This window comes from Streptomyces misionensis (assembly GCF_007896895.1).
Lineage (GTDB): Bacteria > Actinomycetota > Actinomycetes > Streptomycetales > Streptomycetaceae > Streptomyces > Streptomyces misionensis_A.
In genome coordinates this window covers 1-17,051 of record NZ_VOGW01000016.1, presented here as the reverse complement: position 1 = coordinate 17,051, position 17,051 = coordinate 1, and the positions used below count along the sequence as shown (strand labels likewise).

Annotated in this window: 14 protein-coding genes and 2 pseudogenes; 12 read left to right on the top strand and 4 right to left on the bottom strand. The window is 70.7% G+C overall.

Annotated features, from left to right (window positions below):
* The 4 genes and pseudogenes from FRZ03_RS02495 to FRZ03_RS02480 all read left to right on the top strand — a co-directional run.
* Positions 1–835: pseudogene (locus FRZ03_RS02495) on the top strand (ABC transporter); the annotation flags it as partial.
* Between the two features lie 166 nt (positions 836–1,001).
* Positions 1,002–1,889: a FadR/GntR family transcriptional regulator gene (locus tag FRZ03_RS02490; protein ID WP_146463517.1), complete on the top strand. Its 888-nt coding sequence runs from the start codon at positions 1,002–1,004 to the stop codon at positions 1,887–1,889.
* 577 nt (positions 1,890–2,466) lie between these two features.
* Positions 2,467–4,002: an RNA polymerase sigma factor gene (locus FRZ03_RS02485; protein WP_146463516.1), complete on the top strand. Its 1,536-nt coding sequence runs from the start codon at positions 2,467–2,469 to the stop codon at positions 4,000–4,002.
* Positions 4,003–4,121: 119 nt separating this feature from the next.
* The gene (locus FRZ03_RS02480) at positions 4,122–4,991 is read left to right on the top strand and encodes a serine protease (protein ID WP_146463515.1); all 870 of its coding nucleotides are present in this window, start codon (positions 4,122–4,124) and stop codon (positions 4,989–4,991) included.
* A 123-nt stretch (positions 4,992–5,114) separates the two neighbouring features.
* Here FRZ03_RS02480 and FRZ03_RS02475 read toward each other — a convergent pair whose 3' ends face one another.
* Entirely contained in the window at positions 5,115–5,345 is a 231-nt protein-coding gene (locus FRZ03_RS02475) for a DUF7455 domain-containing protein (RefSeq protein ID WP_146463514.1), read from the bottom strand.
* A 440-nt stretch (positions 5,346–5,785) separates the two neighbouring features.
* Here FRZ03_RS02475 and FRZ03_RS02470 point away from each other — a divergent pair, with 440 nt between their 5' ends.
* From FRZ03_RS02470 to FRZ03_RS02445, 6 genes are all read left to right on the top strand, one after another.
* Complete coding sequence (locus tag FRZ03_RS02470; RefSeq protein ID WP_146463513.1) at positions 5,786–7,909, top strand: DNA gyrase/topoisomerase IV subunit B; 2,124 nt, start codon at positions 5,786–5,788, stop codon at positions 7,907–7,909.
* Between the two features lie 422 nt (positions 7,910–8,331).
* Entirely contained in the window at positions 8,332–8,886 is a 555-nt protein-coding gene (locus FRZ03_RS02465; RefSeq protein ID WP_146463512.1) for a DUF1453 family protein, read from the top strand.
* Entirely contained in the window at positions 8,883–10,034 is a 1,152-nt protein-coding gene (locus FRZ03_RS02460; RefSeq protein ID WP_146463511.1) for a sensor histidine kinase, read from the top strand. The genes FRZ03_RS02465 and FRZ03_RS02460 overlap by 4 nt, the downstream gene beginning before the upstream one ends.
* Positions 10,031–10,723, top strand: coding sequence for a response regulator transcription factor (locus FRZ03_RS02455; RefSeq protein WP_146463510.1), 693 nt, complete (start codon positions 10,031–10,033; stop codon positions 10,721–10,723). The genes FRZ03_RS02460 and FRZ03_RS02455 overlap by 4 nt, the downstream gene beginning before the upstream one ends.
* Positions 10,724–10,792: 69 nt before the next feature.
* On the top strand, positions 10,793–11,344 hold the full coding sequence (locus FRZ03_RS02450) for a DUF485 domain-containing protein (RefSeq protein ID WP_146463509.1): 552 nt from the start codon (positions 10,793–10,795) through the stop codon (positions 11,342–11,344).
* The gene (locus FRZ03_RS02445; RefSeq protein ID WP_146463508.1) at positions 11,341–12,933 is read left to right on the top strand and encodes a solute symporter family protein; all 1,593 of its coding nucleotides are present in this window, start codon (positions 11,341–11,343) and stop codon (positions 12,931–12,933) included. The genes FRZ03_RS02450 and FRZ03_RS02445 overlap by 4 nt, the downstream gene beginning before the upstream one ends.
* A 99-nt stretch (positions 12,934–13,032) precedes the next feature.
* Here FRZ03_RS02445 and FRZ03_RS02440 read toward each other — a convergent pair whose 3' ends face one another.
* Positions 13,033–14,310, bottom strand: a complete 1,278-nt coding sequence (locus FRZ03_RS02440; protein ID WP_146463507.1) for an IS701 family transposase — start codon at positions 14,308–14,310, stop codon at positions 13,033–13,035.
* A gap of 131 nt (positions 14,311–14,441) precedes the next feature.
* Positions 14,442–15,122 (bottom strand): response regulator, encoded by a 681-nt coding sequence (locus FRZ03_RS02435; protein WP_146463506.1) that lies wholly within the window; start codon positions 15,120–15,122, stop codon positions 14,442–14,444.
* Between the two features lie 158 nt (positions 15,123–15,280).
* Between FRZ03_RS02435 and FRZ03_RS02430 the strand changes: the two genes are divergently transcribed.
* Entirely contained in the window at positions 15,281–16,096 is an 816-nt protein-coding gene (locus tag FRZ03_RS02430; protein ID WP_146463505.1) for an ABC transporter ATP-binding protein, read from the top strand.
* Positions 16,086–16,946, top strand: coding sequence for an ABC transporter permease (locus FRZ03_RS02425; protein ID WP_146463504.1), 861 nt, complete (start codon positions 16,086–16,088; stop codon positions 16,944–16,946). The genes FRZ03_RS02430 and FRZ03_RS02425 overlap by 11 nt, the downstream gene beginning before the upstream one ends.
* Here the strand turns inward: FRZ03_RS02425 and FRZ03_RS39975 are convergent.
* Positions 16,946–17,051 (bottom strand): annotated as a pseudogene (locus tag FRZ03_RS39975) (ABC transporter permease); the annotation flags it as partial. The gene FRZ03_RS02425 and the pseudogene FRZ03_RS39975 overlap by 1 nt on opposite strands.

Below are 17,051 nucleotides of genomic sequence, written 5' to 3'. Positions count from 1 at the left end.
GATCGCCTGCCCCCCCGGCATGCAGGTCCACGGCGTCCGTCAGCCGCTCACCGTCCCCGTCCGCACCGCCCCCACCCCGCTGTGCCCGCTGCGGTACGAACTCCGGCGGGCCGCGGGCGTCGGCACCGGGTTCTTCGTCTGCGGCGCCGCGCTCGCCCTCTCCGTGCTCACCGCCGTGGTGCTGGCCGGGATCGGCCACACCCCGCAGGCGCGACTGTTCGCGGCATGGCCGCGCGAACTGCCGCTGCCGCCCGCCGCGCTCGCGGCCGGCCTGCTCGGCGCGCTGGCCTTCGGGGACGAGTTCCGCCACCCCGCGCTGGCGGCCGACCGCGGCACCGTGCCCCGCAGGCTCGGACTGCTGGCCGCCAAACTCCTCGTTTCCGGGACCACCGCGGCACTGCTCGCCTTCCTCACCGTGGGCTGTGACGCCGAAGCGCTGCACCTCGTCCACGGACGGGAGGCGACACAGGTTCCCGAGGACTGGCTTGCACTGACCGCGAGTTGGTTCGCCCTCGTGACCGGGTGCGCGTGGGCCGGCGTGCTCGCGGCCGGTGTCTTCCGCTCCACCTCGGGTGGCCTCGCCGCCGTCCTCGCCGTACCCGTGGTCGTCGTCCCCCTCGTCCACCAAGGGCTTCGGGGCCCGGCCGTGGGGATGGCGGCCGAACTCCCGGCCCGCTCGCGGGAGGTGTTCCTGCTGCAGTGGCCGTTCGGAGGCGACCGCTACCTGCTGGCGGTGGCGCGGCTGATCGTCCAACCCGTGGGCGGCGCAATGGTGTTGTCCCTGTCGGCGCTGCTGTGCGCCTATCTGTTCACGACGCTGCGAACCAGGACCTGATGACCGTTGTCCTTACGCTTCTGATCTCCCTTGTGCCCGCAACTCCCCGCGGACAGCTCGTTTCTTTCCGATAAGGCGTCAATTGCGACGGTGTGAGCGATCACCCTTTCGTGTGCTTTTCACCAAAGACCTCAAGGGAGTTGGAGACGGCGCCGACAAAGGAGTCGTGAGTACCCTTGCGCACACCATGATGACCGCCGCCCGCTCCACAGACTCCGGTCTGGCCGGCCCGGGCGAACTCGACCGCTACTCCTACGGCGACGCCCCGGCGGGCGAACGCGTCGGAGCGCCCGCCTGGGACGGAGGGGAATCCGAGCTGGGCCGGGTCGGCCGGCGGGCCACGGGCAACCGCGGCCGGGGGCTGCACGGCCAACTCGTCCAGCAGCTGGGTCAGATGATCGTCTCCGGCGATCTGGGCGCGGACCGCCCGCTGGTGCCCGAGGAGATCGGCCAGCGCTTCGAGGTCTCCCGTACCGTGGTCCGCGAGTCCCTTCGCGTCCTGGAGGCCAAGGGCCTGGTCAGCGCCCGTCCGAACGTCGGCACGCGGGTGCGTCCGGTCAGCGACTGGAACCTCCTCGACCCGGACATCATCGAGTGGCGGGCCTTCGGCCCCCAGCGCGACGACCAGCGGCGCGAGCTCAGCGAGCTGCGCTGGACCATCGAGCCGCTCGCCGCCCGTCTCGCCGCCGGACACGGCCGCGAGGAGGTGCAGCAGCGCCTGTGCGACATGGTCGAGATCATGAGCCACGCCATGGCGCAGGGCGACGCGCTCACCTACTCGCGCGCCGACAACGAGTTCCACGCGCTGCTCATCCAGATCGCGGGCAACCGCATGCTGGAGCACCTCTCCGGCATCGTCGCCGCCGCCCTCCAGGTCTCCGGCGGCCCGGTCACGGCGTGTGACCGGCCGAACGAGGCGTCCCTCGCCCAGCACGCGCGGATCGTCGACGCCCTCGGCACCGGCGACGGCGGCGCGGCGGAGACCGCCATGCGCCAACTGCTCACGGTCCACCCCGAGGTGGAGCGGGTGGTTCCCGCCCCGCGCGAGCACTGACCCGCGCCGCGGGCGGTGCGATCGCCGGTGTGTGACGTCGGTTCCCATGACGTGCCGGGCCCGGGGCCCCGGCCGTCGCGGGTCCCCGCCGGATCCTCAGCAGTCCGGCGGGACCCGGCGGTGCGCGTGGTCCAGCGGACCTCGCGGTGCGACGAAGCCCGGCGCGACCCAGCGGTGCGACGCGACCCGGTGTGGCCCAGCGGCGCGACGCGACTCGGTGTGACCCCGCGGTGCGACGCGGCCCGGCGGCATTCAGCGGTGCGACGCACGGGCCCGACCTCCTGCGCGACCTCCCTGACCCGGCCGATGCGTCAAGCGTTCTCTTTTGCCCGTGCCTGACTGGTTTTGTTCGCTTACGGGGTGTGACTCGGGCCACGCAGAATGGGCGTAACGCTCGTGGGAACAGCGCGATGACCTAAGAGGTGACAGCCGCGGAGGGAATACGGACGCCGGACAAGGCGCTGTGAATCTTCCCGGCCCGCGCCCGCGCCGTCGGCCCATCCCCAGGCCGGTGGTCGGCTCCCGTCCGCAGTGGACGGTGCCGGAAGCCGTTTTCCAACGTTCCGAGAGGTTGTTCGTGTCGGCCAGCACATCCCGTACGCTCCCGCCGGAGATCGCCGAGTCCGTCTCTGTCATGGCGCTCATTGAGCGGGGAAAGGCTGAGGGGCAGATCGCCGGCGACGATGTGCGTCGGGCCTTCGAAGCTGACCAGATCCCGGCCACTCAGTGGAAGAACGTACTGCGCAGCCTCAACCAGATTCTTGAGGAAGAGGGTGTGACGCTGATGGTCAGTGCAGCAGAGCCCAAGCGCACCCGCAAGAGCGTCGCAGCGAAGAGCCCGGCCAAGCGCACCGCCACCAAGACGGTCGCGGCGAAGACGGTGACCACCAGGAAGGCCACCGCCACCACGGCCGCCCCCGCGGCGCCCGCCGCGCCGGCCGATCCCACCGAGGAAGGCGCGGCCAAGAAGGCCGCCGCCAAGAAGACCACCACCGCCAAGAAGGCGACCGCCAAGAAGGCCACGGCGAAGAAGACGGCCGCCAAGAAGACCTCGGCCAAGAAGGACGACGTCGAGCTCCTCGAAGACGAGGTCCTCGAGGAGACCAAGGTCGGCGACGAGCCCGAGGGCACCGAGAGCGCGGGCTTCGTCCTCTCCGACGAGGACGAGGACGACGCGCCGGCCCAGCAGGTCGCCGCGGCCGGCGCCACCGCCGATCCGGTCAAGGACTACCTGAAGCAGATCGGCAAGGTCCCCCTGCTCAACGCCGAGCAGGAGGTCGAACTCGCCAAGCGCATCGAGGCGGGTCTGTTCGCCGAGGACAAGCTGGCCAACTCGGACAAGCTCGCGCCGAAGCTCAAGCGCGAGCTGGAGATCATCGCCGAGGACGGCCGCCGCGCGAAGAACCACCTGCTGGAGGCCAACCTCCGTCTGGTGGTCTCCCTGGCCAAGCGCTACACCGGCCGCGGCATGCTCTTCCTGGACCTCATCCAGGAGGGCAACCTCGGTCTGATCCGCGCGGTCGAGAAGTTCGACTACACCAAGGGCTACAAGTTCTCCACGTACGCCACCTGGTGGATCCGTCAGGCGATCACCCGCGCCATGGCCGACCAGGCCCGCACCATCCGTATCCCGGTGCACATGGTCGAGGTCATCAACAAGCTCGCGCGCGTGCAGCGCCAGATGCTCCAGGACCTGGGCCGCGAGCCCACCCCGGAGGAGCTGGCCAAGGAGCTCGACATGACCCCGGAGAAGGTCATCGAGGTCCAGAAGTACGGCCGTGAGCCCATCTCGCTGCACACCCCGCTGGGCGAGGACGGCGACAGCGAGTTCGGTGACCTCATCGAGGACTCCGAGGCCGTCGTGCCCGCCGACGCCGTCAGCTTCACGCTCCTCCAGGAGCAGCTGCACTCCGTCCTGGACACCCTTTCCGAGCGCGAGGCCGGCGTCGTCTCCATGCGCTTCGGTCTCACCGACGGTCAGCCGAAGACCCTCGACGAGATCGGCAAGGTCTACGGCGTGACGCGTGAGCGCATCCGTCAGATCGAGTCCAAGACCATGTCGAAGCTGCGCCACCCGTCGCGCTCCCAGGTGCTGCGCGACTACCTCGACTAGTCCGCTCGTACGACGCCGAAGGCCCGGTTCCCCTGTGGGAGCCGGGCCTTCGTGCTGCGAGCGGCGCTCTTGTGGATCACTCTGGGTTCTCCGGTACCAACCCTGAGTGAGGAGTGCAGATGCGCCGTTCCCTTGTCCGTGCGCTGATCCGGCCGCTCGTCCTGGCGGCCGCCGTCGCCGCCATACCCCTGGTGGGCGCGTCCCCGGCGTCCCCCGCGGCGGTCGGAGGCGTGGTCGTGGGGGGATTTCCGATCGACGTCTCGCAGGCTCCGTGGACGGTGGCGCTGTCGAGTCGTGACCGGTTCGGAGGCACCCGGGCGGGCCAGTTCTGCGGCGGGGTGGCGATCGCCCGCACCACGGTGCTGACCGCCGCCCACTGCATGGGCGAGGACGTCCTCGGTGGACCGCCGGACCGCGTGCGCGACCTGAAGGTCATCGCGGGCCGCACGGACCTGCTGTCGGACGAGGGCCAGGAGATCGCCGTACGGGAGGTCCGGGTCAACCCGGGCTTCGACAGTGCGACGAACTCGGGCGACTTCGCGGTCGTCACCCTCACCGAACCGCTGCCGCAGGGCGCGGTCATCGGGATGGCGGGCCCGGGGGACGCGGCCTACGCGCCGGGCACCAAGGCCCTGGTCTCCGGATGGGGTGACCTGACGGGCGGCGGCGCCTACGCACACCGGCTGCACGCCGCCAACGTGCATGTGCTCGACGACGACCGTTGCGGCCGCGCCTATCCGGGCGGCTCCGAGGGCGTCTACCGGGCCGAGAGCATGCTGTGCGCCGGAGAGACCGCCGGGGGCCCGGACGCGTGCCAGGGGGACAGCGGAGGCCCGCTGGTGGCCGATGGTCGCCTGATCGGGCTCGTGTCCTGGGGCAGCGGCTGTGGGCGTCCGGGGAGTCCCGGTGTGTACACGCGGATCTCCGCGGTCGTACGCGCCCTGGCGCCGCAGGACGGCCGGGGCGGGAAGTTGTCCGCCAAGACCTGAGAGGGCCCCTCAGGGGCTCCTGAGGGCCTTGCGCGACGTACGAGCACGGGCGGCTGCTCCGAGAGGGAGCGGCCGCCCGTTTCACCGGCGTGGACCGGGGCTGGCTCGTCGTGCGCGCGAGATTCAGCGCTCTTCTTCGGAAGCGGTGTTCGGAGCGGACGTGAGCCGCTCCGTCTCGTCCTGTATCTCAGCGGCGATCTTCTTGAGTTCTGGCTCGAACTTGCGACCGTGGTGGGCGCAGAAGAGCAGCTCTCCGCCGCTGAGCAGGACGACGCGCAGGTAAGCCTGGGCGCCGCAGCGGTCGCAGCGATCAGCGGCCGTCAGCGGGCTCGCGGGGGTCAGAACAGTAGTCACGTCGCCTCTTCTCTAGCTCGACGAGCTGTCGTACCAGGGTCAACATCCAACCAGCCCGAAAACGTTCCCGCTCGTGGCTTTTTTTCGAAAAAACTTTTCCGGGGCGGCTGTCTGCTGCCGGTTGGCGGCGAATGTGCCGTAGTGCGTCTCTTGGGTGCTTACGGTTTCGCGCTGTCTAGTATCTCGGTCCTCCCGGCTGGGTTGCCGGTTGTTCATGAGGACGTGCCCGGAGCCTAAATGGTTCATGCCTCCAAGGGAACGTGATGTGCACTTCACCCCAACGAGGGATCGAACGCGCATGCGAGTCTGGACTAGTCTGAGGAGTCGGCGAGGGTGGCGTTACACCGGCTCTACCAGGCCTCGGTACCCTCTGTCCGGCGACCGAAGCCTCCCCCTTACCCAGAAGGGGGCAATCTGAAATTCAGCGAGGAGCGAACCGCGTGACCGCCGATACGTCCGTGCCGTCCACAGCGCTGCTGGCAGGAGCAGACCGGGACGGTTCCAACTACACCGCGCGGCACCTGCTCGTCCTTGAGGGCCTCGAAGCCGTGCGCAAGCGCCCCGGCATGTACATCGGCTCGACCGACAGCCGCGGTCTCATGCACTGCCTGTGGGAGATCATCGACAACTCGGTGGACGAGGCTCTCGGTGGCTACTGCGACCACATCGAGGTGATCCTCCACGACGACGGCTCCGTGGAGGTGCGCGACAACGGCCGCGGCATCCCCGTGGACGTGGAGCCCAAGACCGGCCTGTCCGGCGTGGAGGTCGTCATGACCAAGCTCCACGCGGGCGGCAAGTTCGGCGGTGGCTCCTACGCCGCGTCCGGCGGTCTGCACGGCGTCGGCGCCTCCGTGGTCAACGCCCTCTCCGCCCGCCTGGACGTGGAGGTGGACCGGAACGGCGCCACCCACGCCATCAGCTTCCGGCGCGGGGTGCCCGGCGCCTTCTCGGGGGCCGGCGCGGACGCGAAGTTCGAGGCCAAGAGCGGGCTGCGCAAGGCCAAGAAGATCCCCAAGTCCCGCACCGGCACGCGCGTGCGCTACTGGGCCGACCGGCAGATCTTCCTCAGGGACGCCAAGCTGTCCCTGGACACGCTGCACCAGCGTGCCCGGCAGACCGCCTTCCTGGTGCCCGGCCTGACCATCGTGGTCCGCGACGAGTACGGCCTCGGCGAGGGCGGCAGCAAGGGCGAGGAGTCCTTCCGCTTCGACGGTGGCATCAGCGAGTTCTGCGAGTACCTGGCGAACGACAAGCCGGTCTGCGACGTGCTCCGCTTCTCCGGCAAGGGCACCTTCAAGGAGACCGTCCCCGTCCTGGACGAACACGGTCAGATGACGCCCACCGAGGTCGCCCGCGAACTGGGCGTGGACGTGGCGCTGCGTTGGGGCACCGGCTACGACACCACCGTGCGCTCCTTCGTCAACATCATCGCCACCCCCAAGGGCGGCACCCACGTCTCCGGCTTCGAGCAGGCCCTCACCCAGACGATGAACGACGTGCTGCGGGCCAAGAAGCTGCTGCGCGTCGCCGAGGACAACGTCGTCAAGGACGACGCCCTGGAGGGCCTCACCGCGGTCGTCACCGTGCGCCTGGCCGAGCCGCAGTTCGAGGGGCAGACGAAGGAGGTCCTCGGCACCTCTGCGGCCCGCCGCATCGTGAACAACGTGGTCTCCAAGGAGCTGAAGGCCTTCCTGACGGCCACCAAGCGGGACGCCGCCGCCCAGGCCCGCGTGGTCATGGAGAAGGTCGTCGCCGCCGCCCGGACGCGTGTCGCGGCCCGCCAGCACAAGGACGCCCAGCGGCGCAAGACCGCCCTGGAGTCCTCGTCCCTGCCGGCCAAGCTCGCCGACTGCCGCAGCGACGACGTCGACCGCAGCGAGCTGTTCATCGTCGAGGGCGACTCCGCGCTCGGTACGGCGAAGCTGGCGCGCAACTCCGAGTTCCAGGCCCTGCTGCCCATCCGGGGCAAGATCCTCAACGTGCAGCGGTCGTCCGTGACCGACATGCTCAAGAACGCCGAGTGCGGTGCGATCATCCAGGTCATAGGAGCGGGCTCGGGCCGTACCTTCGACATCGACCAGGCCCGCTACGGCAAGATCATCATGATGACCGACGCCGATGTGGACGGCTCCCACATCCGCTGCCTGCTGCTCACGCTGTTCCAGCGCTACATGCGGCCCATGGTCGAGGCCGGCCGGGTCTTCGCCGCGGTGCCCCCGCTGCACCGCATCGAGATCGTCCAGCCGAAGAAGGGGCAGGACAAGTACGTCTACACGTACTCGGACCGGGAGCTGCGCGACAAGCTCATGGAGTTCCAGAGCAAGGGCATCCGCTACAAGGACTCCATCCAGCGCTACAAGGGCCTCGGCGAGATGGACGCCGACCAGCTGGCCGAGACCACGATGGACCCCCGCCACCGCACCCTGCGGCGCATCAACCTCTCCGACCTCGACGCCGCCGAAAAGGTCTTCGACCTGCTGATGGGCAATGACGTCGCCCCCCGCAAGGAGTTCATCTCCAGCTCCGCCGCGACCCTGGACCGCTCCCGCATCGACGCGTGACGCGGTGCGCCGGCTGACGCGGTGGTCGGGCCTGCCGCCCGACTCGCCGTGTCGGCCGGGGCGTAGGGCCGGGGCGCGGACCTCGTCGGTCCGGATGTCGGACGGGGCACGGTCCGGACGCCGAACCGGGCACGGTCCGGATGTCGAACCGGGCACGACCCGGACGCCGGGTCGGGCACGGGCCGGCTGACCGGGCCCGTGCCGCTTTCAGCGGTGCCGACCCGACTCCGCGCCGCACCCGCACGTGCCCGGAGCCCCCGAGGCCACGGCGGCTGGTCTCCACCCCGGGGTGGAGACCAGCCGTTCAAGATCTCCACCTGTGATCCACCCGGGCTCCGATCTCCCGACCTGCGGATTTCCGTAACTTCGAAGCGTCGGCAGCACCCGCCGCCGACACCGTCTTCAAGCTCACGGAGGATCCGATGGTGGGGCTCGCCAACGCACTGGTGGTCGTGGCCGTCGTCGCGCTCGTACTGGTACGGCAGTTCCGCGCCCGCCCGATCAACACGGACCGGCGCTGGTGGCTGCTGCCCGTGATCCTCGGTGTCATAGCGCTGCGCGAGCCCGGCATCCTGGACGTCCACCACCGAACGGAATCCGCCGCGCTGCTCGCCGTGGAACTCGTCATCGGCCTGGCCATGGGCGCGGGCTGGGCCTGGACCACCCGTGTCTGGACGGAGCCGGACGGCGCCGTGTGGAGCAAGGGCACCAAGGCGAGCGCGGCCGTCTGGGGCGCGGGCATCGCCCTGCGCATCGGCGTCTATGCCCTCGGTGCCGCGCTCGGCCTGCACCAGCACAGCTCCGCCCTGATGCTCGGCTTCGCCGGCTCCCTGCTGGTCCGCGGCGGGATCCTGACCTGGCGGGCGCGGACCCTCTACGCCCCCGCCCCCCTGTCCGCCCCGCCTCTCGGCGCCACGCCCCGCTTCGCCGCGGCGTACGGTGACGGCAGCAGGCCCGCGGAGAAGGAGCGCGCGTGAGCGAGAACGCCTGGACGCGGTGGCCGTCGAGAGAAGCACTCGGCCGCGCCGGTGCCACCCGGCCCCGCCGCCTGCTCAACTGGGCCATCAGGGTTGTGGTGATCGGCCTGCTGCTGTGGGGCGCGTACAACCAGAAGCACGCCGGCATCTGGACCGGACTCGCCGCGGCGGCGGGGGTCGTCGCCGCCGGCTTCCTCGCCTGGGCCTTCTTCCGCACCACCTACCAGCACCGCCTGGTGCCCTCCCTGCTGCTGCTGGCCGCGCTCATGGGCATCGCCGTCGCCGCCGAGGCCACCGGATTCAGGGCGCTGGCCCTCGTGCTCTGGTGCGGCTGCGGCATCACCGCTCTGGAGCGGCTGCCGCTCGCCGCCGCGGCCCCCGTGACCTCGGCGGGGCTCGCCGCGTACTCCGCCTTCAACAATGACGTCTGGCTGACCACGGCGGCCTCCGTGGTGGGCATGGCCCTCGCCGGGTACGTCCTGCGCCTGGACGCGGAGGCCCGCGGCAACGCGCAGCGGCTGCTCGCCCAGGAGCGGGCCGCGCGGGTGGCGGAGGCCGAGTCCGCGGCCCTCGCCGAGCGGGCCAGGATCGCCCGGGAGATCCACGACGTACTGGCCCACAGCCTCTCCGCGCAGCTGGTGCACCTGGAGGCGGCGCGGCTGCTGATCGAGCGGGGCGCCGACCGCGAGCGGATCCTGGAGCGGGTGGTGGCCGCGAGGGGCATGGCCCGCGACGGCCTCGCCGAGACCAGACAGGCCCTGTCCGCGCTGCGGGGCGAACTGACACCGCTGGAGGACTTCCTCGGCGAGCTCGTCAGCGGGGCCGAGGGCGCGGCGGTCACCGTCACGGGTGAGGCCAGGCCCCTGCCCGCCGAGGCATCGCAGGCCGTGCGCAGGGTCGCCCAGGAGGCACTGACGAACGTCCGCAAGCATGCCCAGGGCGCCACGGTGGACCTGCGACTCGACTACAGCGAACACCAAGTGACCCTGAACGTGCGGGACTCGGGCGGACGGCCGGGCGATCTCACCGGCTCCGGAGGCGGGTACGGTCTGCTCGGTATGCGTGAGCGCGCCGAACTGCTGGGCGGCTCGCTGGACGCGGGGCCGGACGAGGAAGGGTTCGTGGTGACATTGAAGGTGCCCGTATGACCGGGACGGAGGGGGAGAGGAAGCCGGCGCGCGTGGTCGTCGCCGACGACCAGACCGTCGTCCGGGAAGGCATCGTGATGCTGCTCGGACTGCTGCCCGGCATCGAGGTCATCGGCGCCGCGGGAGACGGCGAGGAAGCGGTGCGGCTGGTCGGGGAGCTGGCCCCGGACGTCGTCCTGATGGACCTCAGGATGCCCCGCTGCGACGGTGTGGAGGCCACCCGGCGGATCCGGGAGCGGTACCCCGGGACCCAGGTGGTGGTGCTCACCACGTACGCGGACGACGAGTCGCTGTTCCCCGCGCTGCGCGCCGGGGCCCGGGGGTATCTCACCAAGGACGCGGGCGGCGAGGAGATCGTACGGGCCGTGGAGAGCGTGCTGTCGGGGGAGGCGGGGCTGTCGCCGAGCGTCCAGCGCCGGCTGCTGGAGCGGCTGTCGCAGCCGGAGCCCCAAGCCCCGGTCGCGGTCGCACCCGCCCCGCCGGACGGGCTGACCACCCGCGAGACCGAGGTCCTGGTGCTGATCGCCGAGGGACTCAGCAATCAGGAGATCGCCCACCGGCTGCATGTCTCGACCGCGACCGTGAAGACCCACATCAACAATCTGTTCGCCAAGACGGGCCTGAAGGACCGGGCGCAGGCGGTGCGTTACGCCTATGGCAAGGGCCTGGTGCGGCCGCCCACGGGGTGAGTCACCTGATGGGGTGAAGAGCCCGGAGAAGAAGGGCCAGGGAACTTCCCGGTCTGTCCATCCTGGGACATGCAGTCAAGCAACGATCGTGCCCACGGAGCGGGGGACGGTCCCGGGAGCTCGGCCGAGCACGCGAACGACCACGGCGCCCCCGCCGGCCCCGCGCGGCGCGAGGACCCCTGGTCCACCGTGCCGGACCCGGGCTGGGGCGAGCCGGACGGCAGCGGGGCGCCCGTGTCAGCCGTACCGGCCCCGCGCGGGCGGGAGCGGGCCGCGGCGGCGAGGGACGCCCGTGAGGTGTACGCCGAGGTGCAGCGCAGCGCGGCCTTCCAGGAGGTGCGCGGCAGGTACCGGCGGTTCGTGGTGCCGGGCGTCGCGGTCTTCCTCGGCTGGTACGTGGCGTATGTGATCGCGGCGACCGCCGCGCCGGGGCTGATGGCGCGGCCCGTGGCCGGCGTGGTGAACGTGGGGATGCTCGCGGGGCTCGGGCAGTTCCTCACCACGTTCCTGTTCGCCTGGGCCTACACCCGGCACGCCCGGTTGCGGCGGGACCGGGCCGCGCTGGAGCTGCGCTGGGACACCCAGGAGCTGGCCCGGGAGGCGCGGGGAGGCGTCTCGTGACCGGTGATCATCAGACCTTGGCGCTGCTGCTCTTCAGCGGTTTCGTGGCGGTCACCCTCGGGATCACCACATGGGTGAGCAGGCGCAGGCGCGGTTCGGCGGAGGAGTTCTACGCGGGCGGGCGGCTGTTCTCCCCGATGGAGAATGGTTTTGCCATCGCGGGCGACTATCTCTCGGCCGCCTCCTTCCTGGGCGTCACCGGCCTCATCGCGCTGTACGGCTACGACGGGCTGCTGTACGTCGTGGGCTTTCTCGTGGCGTGGCTGGTCGTGCTGTTCCTGGTGGCCGAACTGGTGCGCAACTGCGGGCGGTTCACCCTGGCCGACGTGGTGGCAGCGCGGATGAGCGAGCGGCCGGTGCGGATCGCGGCCGGAACCTCCTCGGTCACGGTGTCGGTGCTGTACCTGGTGGCGCAGATGGTCGGCGCGGGCAGCCTGGTGTCGCTGCTGCTGGGGCGGACCAGCGGGGCGGCCCAGGCGTGGACGGTCGTCGGGGTCGGCGCGCTGATGGTGATCTATGTGTCGCTGGGCGGGACGCGGGCCACCACCTGGATCCAGATCGTGAAGGCCGTGCTGCTGCTCGGCGGGACCATCGCGCTGACCGTGCTCCTGCTGCTGCGCTTCCACGGCGATGCCGGCCGGCTGCTGCTCACGGCCGCGCAGCGCAGCGGGCACGGGGACGCCTTCCTGGCGCCCGGCCTGAAGTACGGCGGCGACTGGACGGCACGCCTCGACTTCATCAGCCTGGGCCTCGCGCTGGTGCTGGGCACGGCCGGGCTCCCGCACATCCTCTCCCGCTTCTACACGGTGCCGACCGCGCGCGCCGCCCGCCGGTCCGCGGTGTGGTCCATCGGCCTGATCGGCGGCTTCTACCTGATGACCGTCCTCCTCGGGTTCGGGGCCGCGGCGGTCGTGGGGCCCGGGGCGCTGCGCCGTTCCAACGCGGCCGGGAACACGGCGGTGCCCCTGCTCGCCCTCGATCTGGGCGGTGGCGCGGGCTCCACGGGAGGAACGGTTCTGTTCGCGGTGGTCGCCGCCGTCGCCTTCGCCACCATCCTCGCGGTGGTCGCCGGTCTGACGCTCGCCTCCTCCGCCTCCGTGGCCCACGACCTGTACGCGTCGCTGCGGCGCCCGCGCGGCGGGGCCCACGGCGAGGTGGCGGTGGCGCGGTTCGCCGCCGTCGGCATCGGCGCCGTGGCGATCGCGCTCGGCCTGCTGGCCCGCGACCTCAACGTCGCCTACCTGGTCGGACTCGCCTTCGCGGTCGCCGCGTCGGCGAATCTGCCGGTGCTGCTGTACTCGCTGTTCTGGCGCGGTTTCACCACTCGCGGCGCGGTGTGGGCGGTGTACGGCGGACTGGTGCCGGCGCTCGGACTGGTGCTGCTGTCCCCGATGGTGTCCGGCTGCCCCGGTTCGCTGTTCCCTGGCGTGGACTTCCAGTACTTCCCGTTGCAGAACCCGGGCATCGTCTCCATCCCGCTCGGCTTCCTCGCCGGCTGGCTGGGCACCGTCACCTCGGACGAGACTCCGGACGAGGCCAAGTACGCCGAGACAGAGGTGCGTTCCCTCACCGGCGCGGGGGCGGTCTAGTAGGACTCCGTTAGGTCTCTGTGGTTCTGGCTGCTCGGTGTCTGGTCCGGATGCGGGGGACGGGCTGGTGGCAGGTGGCACACATGCCGCTCCAGCAGTTCAGCAGGTCTTGGAGGGCGTCGAGGATCTGGTAGAGGGTGAGTCCGGCGTGTCGGCTTTTGGGGACAGTCGCTGCTCGGTGAGGAAGGCGTGGGCGGCGGTGACGAGGGTGGCGTGGTGGTGCCAGCCCGTCCAGGAGCGGCCTTCGAAGTGATCCAGGCCCAGGCCGTGTTTGAGTTCGCGGTAGTCGTGCTCGATGCGCCAGCGGACCTTTGCCAGGCGGACCAGGTCCGCGACCGGGGTGTCCTCGGGGAGGTCGGACAGCCAGAACCGGGTCGGGCGGTCGTCGCCGTCGGGCCATTGCGCCAGCAGCCACACATCGGGCAGGACGCCGTCCCACTCCTGCTGTCCGGCTGCCGCTGCGGCCTTGGCGATCTGCCGTGAGCGCCTGCCTGCCGGCCGTACCCGCTCCATGAGGAAGCGGGAGGTCATCGGCCCGCTTGCTCCCTCTCGCCAGGTGACCTCAGTGCACTGGGAAGGCCCCGCCTGCCCGGCGAACTCGCCCACGGACACTGCAGGCTGCCGATAGCGGGACTGGGGCCGACGGCCGTTCCCCGACCAGGCAGGCACGGTGGGCTGGGCGTCCAGCGGTTGAACCGCCAGGTCGGCGCGGACACCGACCACGAAGGGGATGCCCCGGTCGGCCACCGCAGCCCTGAAGTCAGCGTTCTGCCCGTATCCGGCATCAGCCACCACCAGTGGAGGCGTCAGCCCCCATCCGGCCAGCTCATCGAGCATGTCCAGGGCCAGGCGCCACTTCTCGCGGTGCCCCACCCCCTCCGGGACCCCGGCCGCCCGGCGCCGCTCTGAGTCCTGCTCCCAGTCCTTGGGCAGGAACAGCCGCCAGCCCAGGGGGGCGGACGCGGCATCGGTGACGGCGTGCACGCTCACCGCAACCTGGCAGTTCGCCTGCTTGCCCAAAGCGCCGCAGTACTGATGTGCCACTCCCACCGACATCCGGCCGTCCTTGGGAAAGGACACGTCGTCGATCACCCAGGCATCGGGGCCGATCAGTGGCACCATCCGCTCAGCGATCCGCTGCCGTACCGGCTGCGGATCCCACGGCGACTGGTTCACGAACTGCTGCAGATTCTGCTCATCGCTGTCCGGCAACCGGCCTGCCATAGCAGCGATCGACTTGCGCCGGCCGTCCAGCATCAGCCCCCGCAGGTAACAGTCACCCTTGGCGCGCTGGTCCCGGCGAGGCACGGACGCGAAGACGTCCGCCACAAACCGGGCTAACTCCGCCCGCACGTCCTCCACTTGCCGCATATCCATACCCACACCGTGCCCCAGACCGGACACAAGCCGCAAACACACCTAACGGAGTCCTACTAGTGCTGTGGCCGGGAGGGTTTGCCGGGCGTCGCGAGCCGGTGAACCTTTCCGGTCGCAGCACCAGCGCGCGGTCACGACGCCACCCACGCGTACCGGTGCTCCGGGCGGCCGGTGTCGCCGTACTTCAGGGAGAGGCGCAGCCGGCCGGCCTGTTCCAGGTGGCGGAGGTAGCGCTGGGCGGTGGAGCGGCTCAGACCGGTGCGGGCGGCCACCTCGTGGGCGGACAGCGGGTGGTCGGCGCCGTACAGGACGTCGCATATCAGGTCGGCCGTGGGAGCGGTGTGGCCGGGCCCGGAGGGGGCGGGAGCCGTGCGCAGCGCGCCGAAGATCCGGTCCACCTGCTCCTGGCCGGTCACCCCCCGGCCGCCCACCCGGTCGACCGTACGGCGCAGTGCGGCGTACGAGTCCAGCCGGGTCCGCAGCGCGGCGAAGGTGAACGGTTTGACCAGGTAGTGCAGGGCGCCCAGGCGCATCGCCTGCTGCACGGTGGCGACGTCCCCGGCCGCTGTGATCATGATGACGTCCGTGCCCTGCCCCTGCTCCCGCATGCGGTGGACGAGTTCCAGACCGGTGCGGTCCGGCAGATAGTGGTCGAGCAGCACCAGGTCGATGGCGCCGCGTTCGACGGCGGCCAGCGCCTGGGCGGCACTGTGCGCGCGGGCGGCCACCCGGAACCCGGGAACCTTTCCCACGTACTTCGCGTTTATCTCAGCGACGCGGAAGTCGTCGTCGACCACCAGGACGTCAATCATCGGGCCTTCCCTCCAAGGCCGGCGAGCACCAAGCCCGTGTTTTCGGCTCCGCAGTTGTAGCGTGAGCAAAAAGAGCACAACAGGTGCTTGCGAGCAAAAGAACGGCTTGCGCACACAAGACTGCTCCGCGTGCCGGGCCGGACCTACCGTCCCGGGCCATGAGTGCACACACCAGCCCCGCCATCGAGCTGCGGGGCGCGAGCAAGACCTTCAGGACCCCGTCCGGGGGACTGCACACGGCCGTGCGCGGCCTGGATCTCACCGTGGAGCGCGGTGAGTTCGTGGCCGTCGTGGGGCCGACCGGCTGCGGCAAGTCCACCACGCTGACGCTGGTCAGCGGGCTGGAGGAGCCCTCCGAGGGCGAGGTGCTGGTGGCCGGGGAGCCGGTCGACGGCGTCGGCGGCAAGGTCGGCTTCGTCTTCCAGCAGGACGCCACCTTCCCCTGGCGCACGGTCCTGTCCAACGTCATGGCCGGCCCGCGCTTCCGGGGCGTCCCCAAGGCGGAGGCCCGGGAAAAGGCCCGCGAGTGGCTCGGCCGGGTCGGGCTCGCGGCCTTCGAGGACCGCTACCCGCACCAGCTCTCCGGCGGTCAGCGCAAGCGCGTCGCCCTCGCCGCCACCTTCGTCAACGACCCCGAGATCCTGCTCATGGACGAGCCGTTCTCGGCGCTCGACGTGCAGACCCGGGCGCTGATGTCGGACGAGTTGCTGGAACTGTGGGAGGGCACGGGCGCCTCGGTCGTCTTCGTCACCCACGACCTGGAGGAGTCCATCGCGCTGGCCGACAAGGTCGTCGTGATGACCGCAGGGCCGGCGACGGTGAAGCAGGTCTTCGAGATCGACCTGCCCCGGCCGCGCAAGGTCGAGTCGGTCCGGCTGGAGCCGCGTTTCATCGAGATCTACCGGGAGATCTGGGAGTCGCTCGGCGAAGAGGTCCGCATCACCCGCGAGAGGGGTGCCGCCCATGTCGCCTGAGGTTCTCACCCCCGTCGCCGACGGCGCCAAGGTCTCCGACCGCGCCCGCAGCCGTGCCCAGGCCGCCCGCCGCCGCAAGCTCTTCGTCAACACCGCGCGGGGCGTTCTTCTGGTCGCCGTCCTCGGTCTGTGGGAGGCGCTGTCCCGGGCGAAGGTCATCGATCCGTTCAACTTCTCGATGCCCTCCAAGATCTGGGACCAGATCTCCACCTGGGTCATGCACGGCACCGCGCTCGGCTCCCTGGGCGAGCAGATCTGGTACACGCTCTACGAGGCCCTGCTCGGCTGGGTCATCGGTGTGGTCGCCGGTGTGCTGCTCGGCATCGCGCTCGGGCGGATCAACTTGCTGGCCGAGGTCCTTGGTCCGTACATCAAGGTGCTCAACTCGATCCCCCGGATCGTGCTCGCGCCCATCTTCCTGATCTGGTTCGGGCTCGGCCCCTCCTCCAAGGTCGCCTCCGCGGTGGTGCTGGTCTTCTTCCCGGTGTTCTTCAACGCCTTCCAGGGAGCCCGCGAGGTGGACCGCAACCTGGTGGCCAACGCGCGCATCCTGGGCGCGAGCGACCGCAGGGTGACCCTCCAGGTGGTCATCCCGTCGGCCACCTCCTGGATCTTCACCAGCCTCCACGTCAGCTTCGGATTCGCGCTGATCGGCGCCATCGTCGGCGAGTACATCGGCGCGACCAAGGGCATCGGCCTGCTCGTCGCGCAGTCGCAGAACACCTTCAACGCGGCCGGTGTGTACGCCGCGATGGTCATCCTCGCCGTCGTCGCACTCGCCGCCGAGGGTCTGCTGACCTTCGCCGAGAGCCGCATCTTCCGCTGGAAGCCAGCCGGTTCCGACAGCTGACCGGCCGCGTTGAAGGTGTTCTGCGACTGCGCGACGAGCAGGCCGATGCCCTTGGTCGCGCCGATGTACTCGCCGACGATGGCGCCGATCAGCGCGAATCCGAAG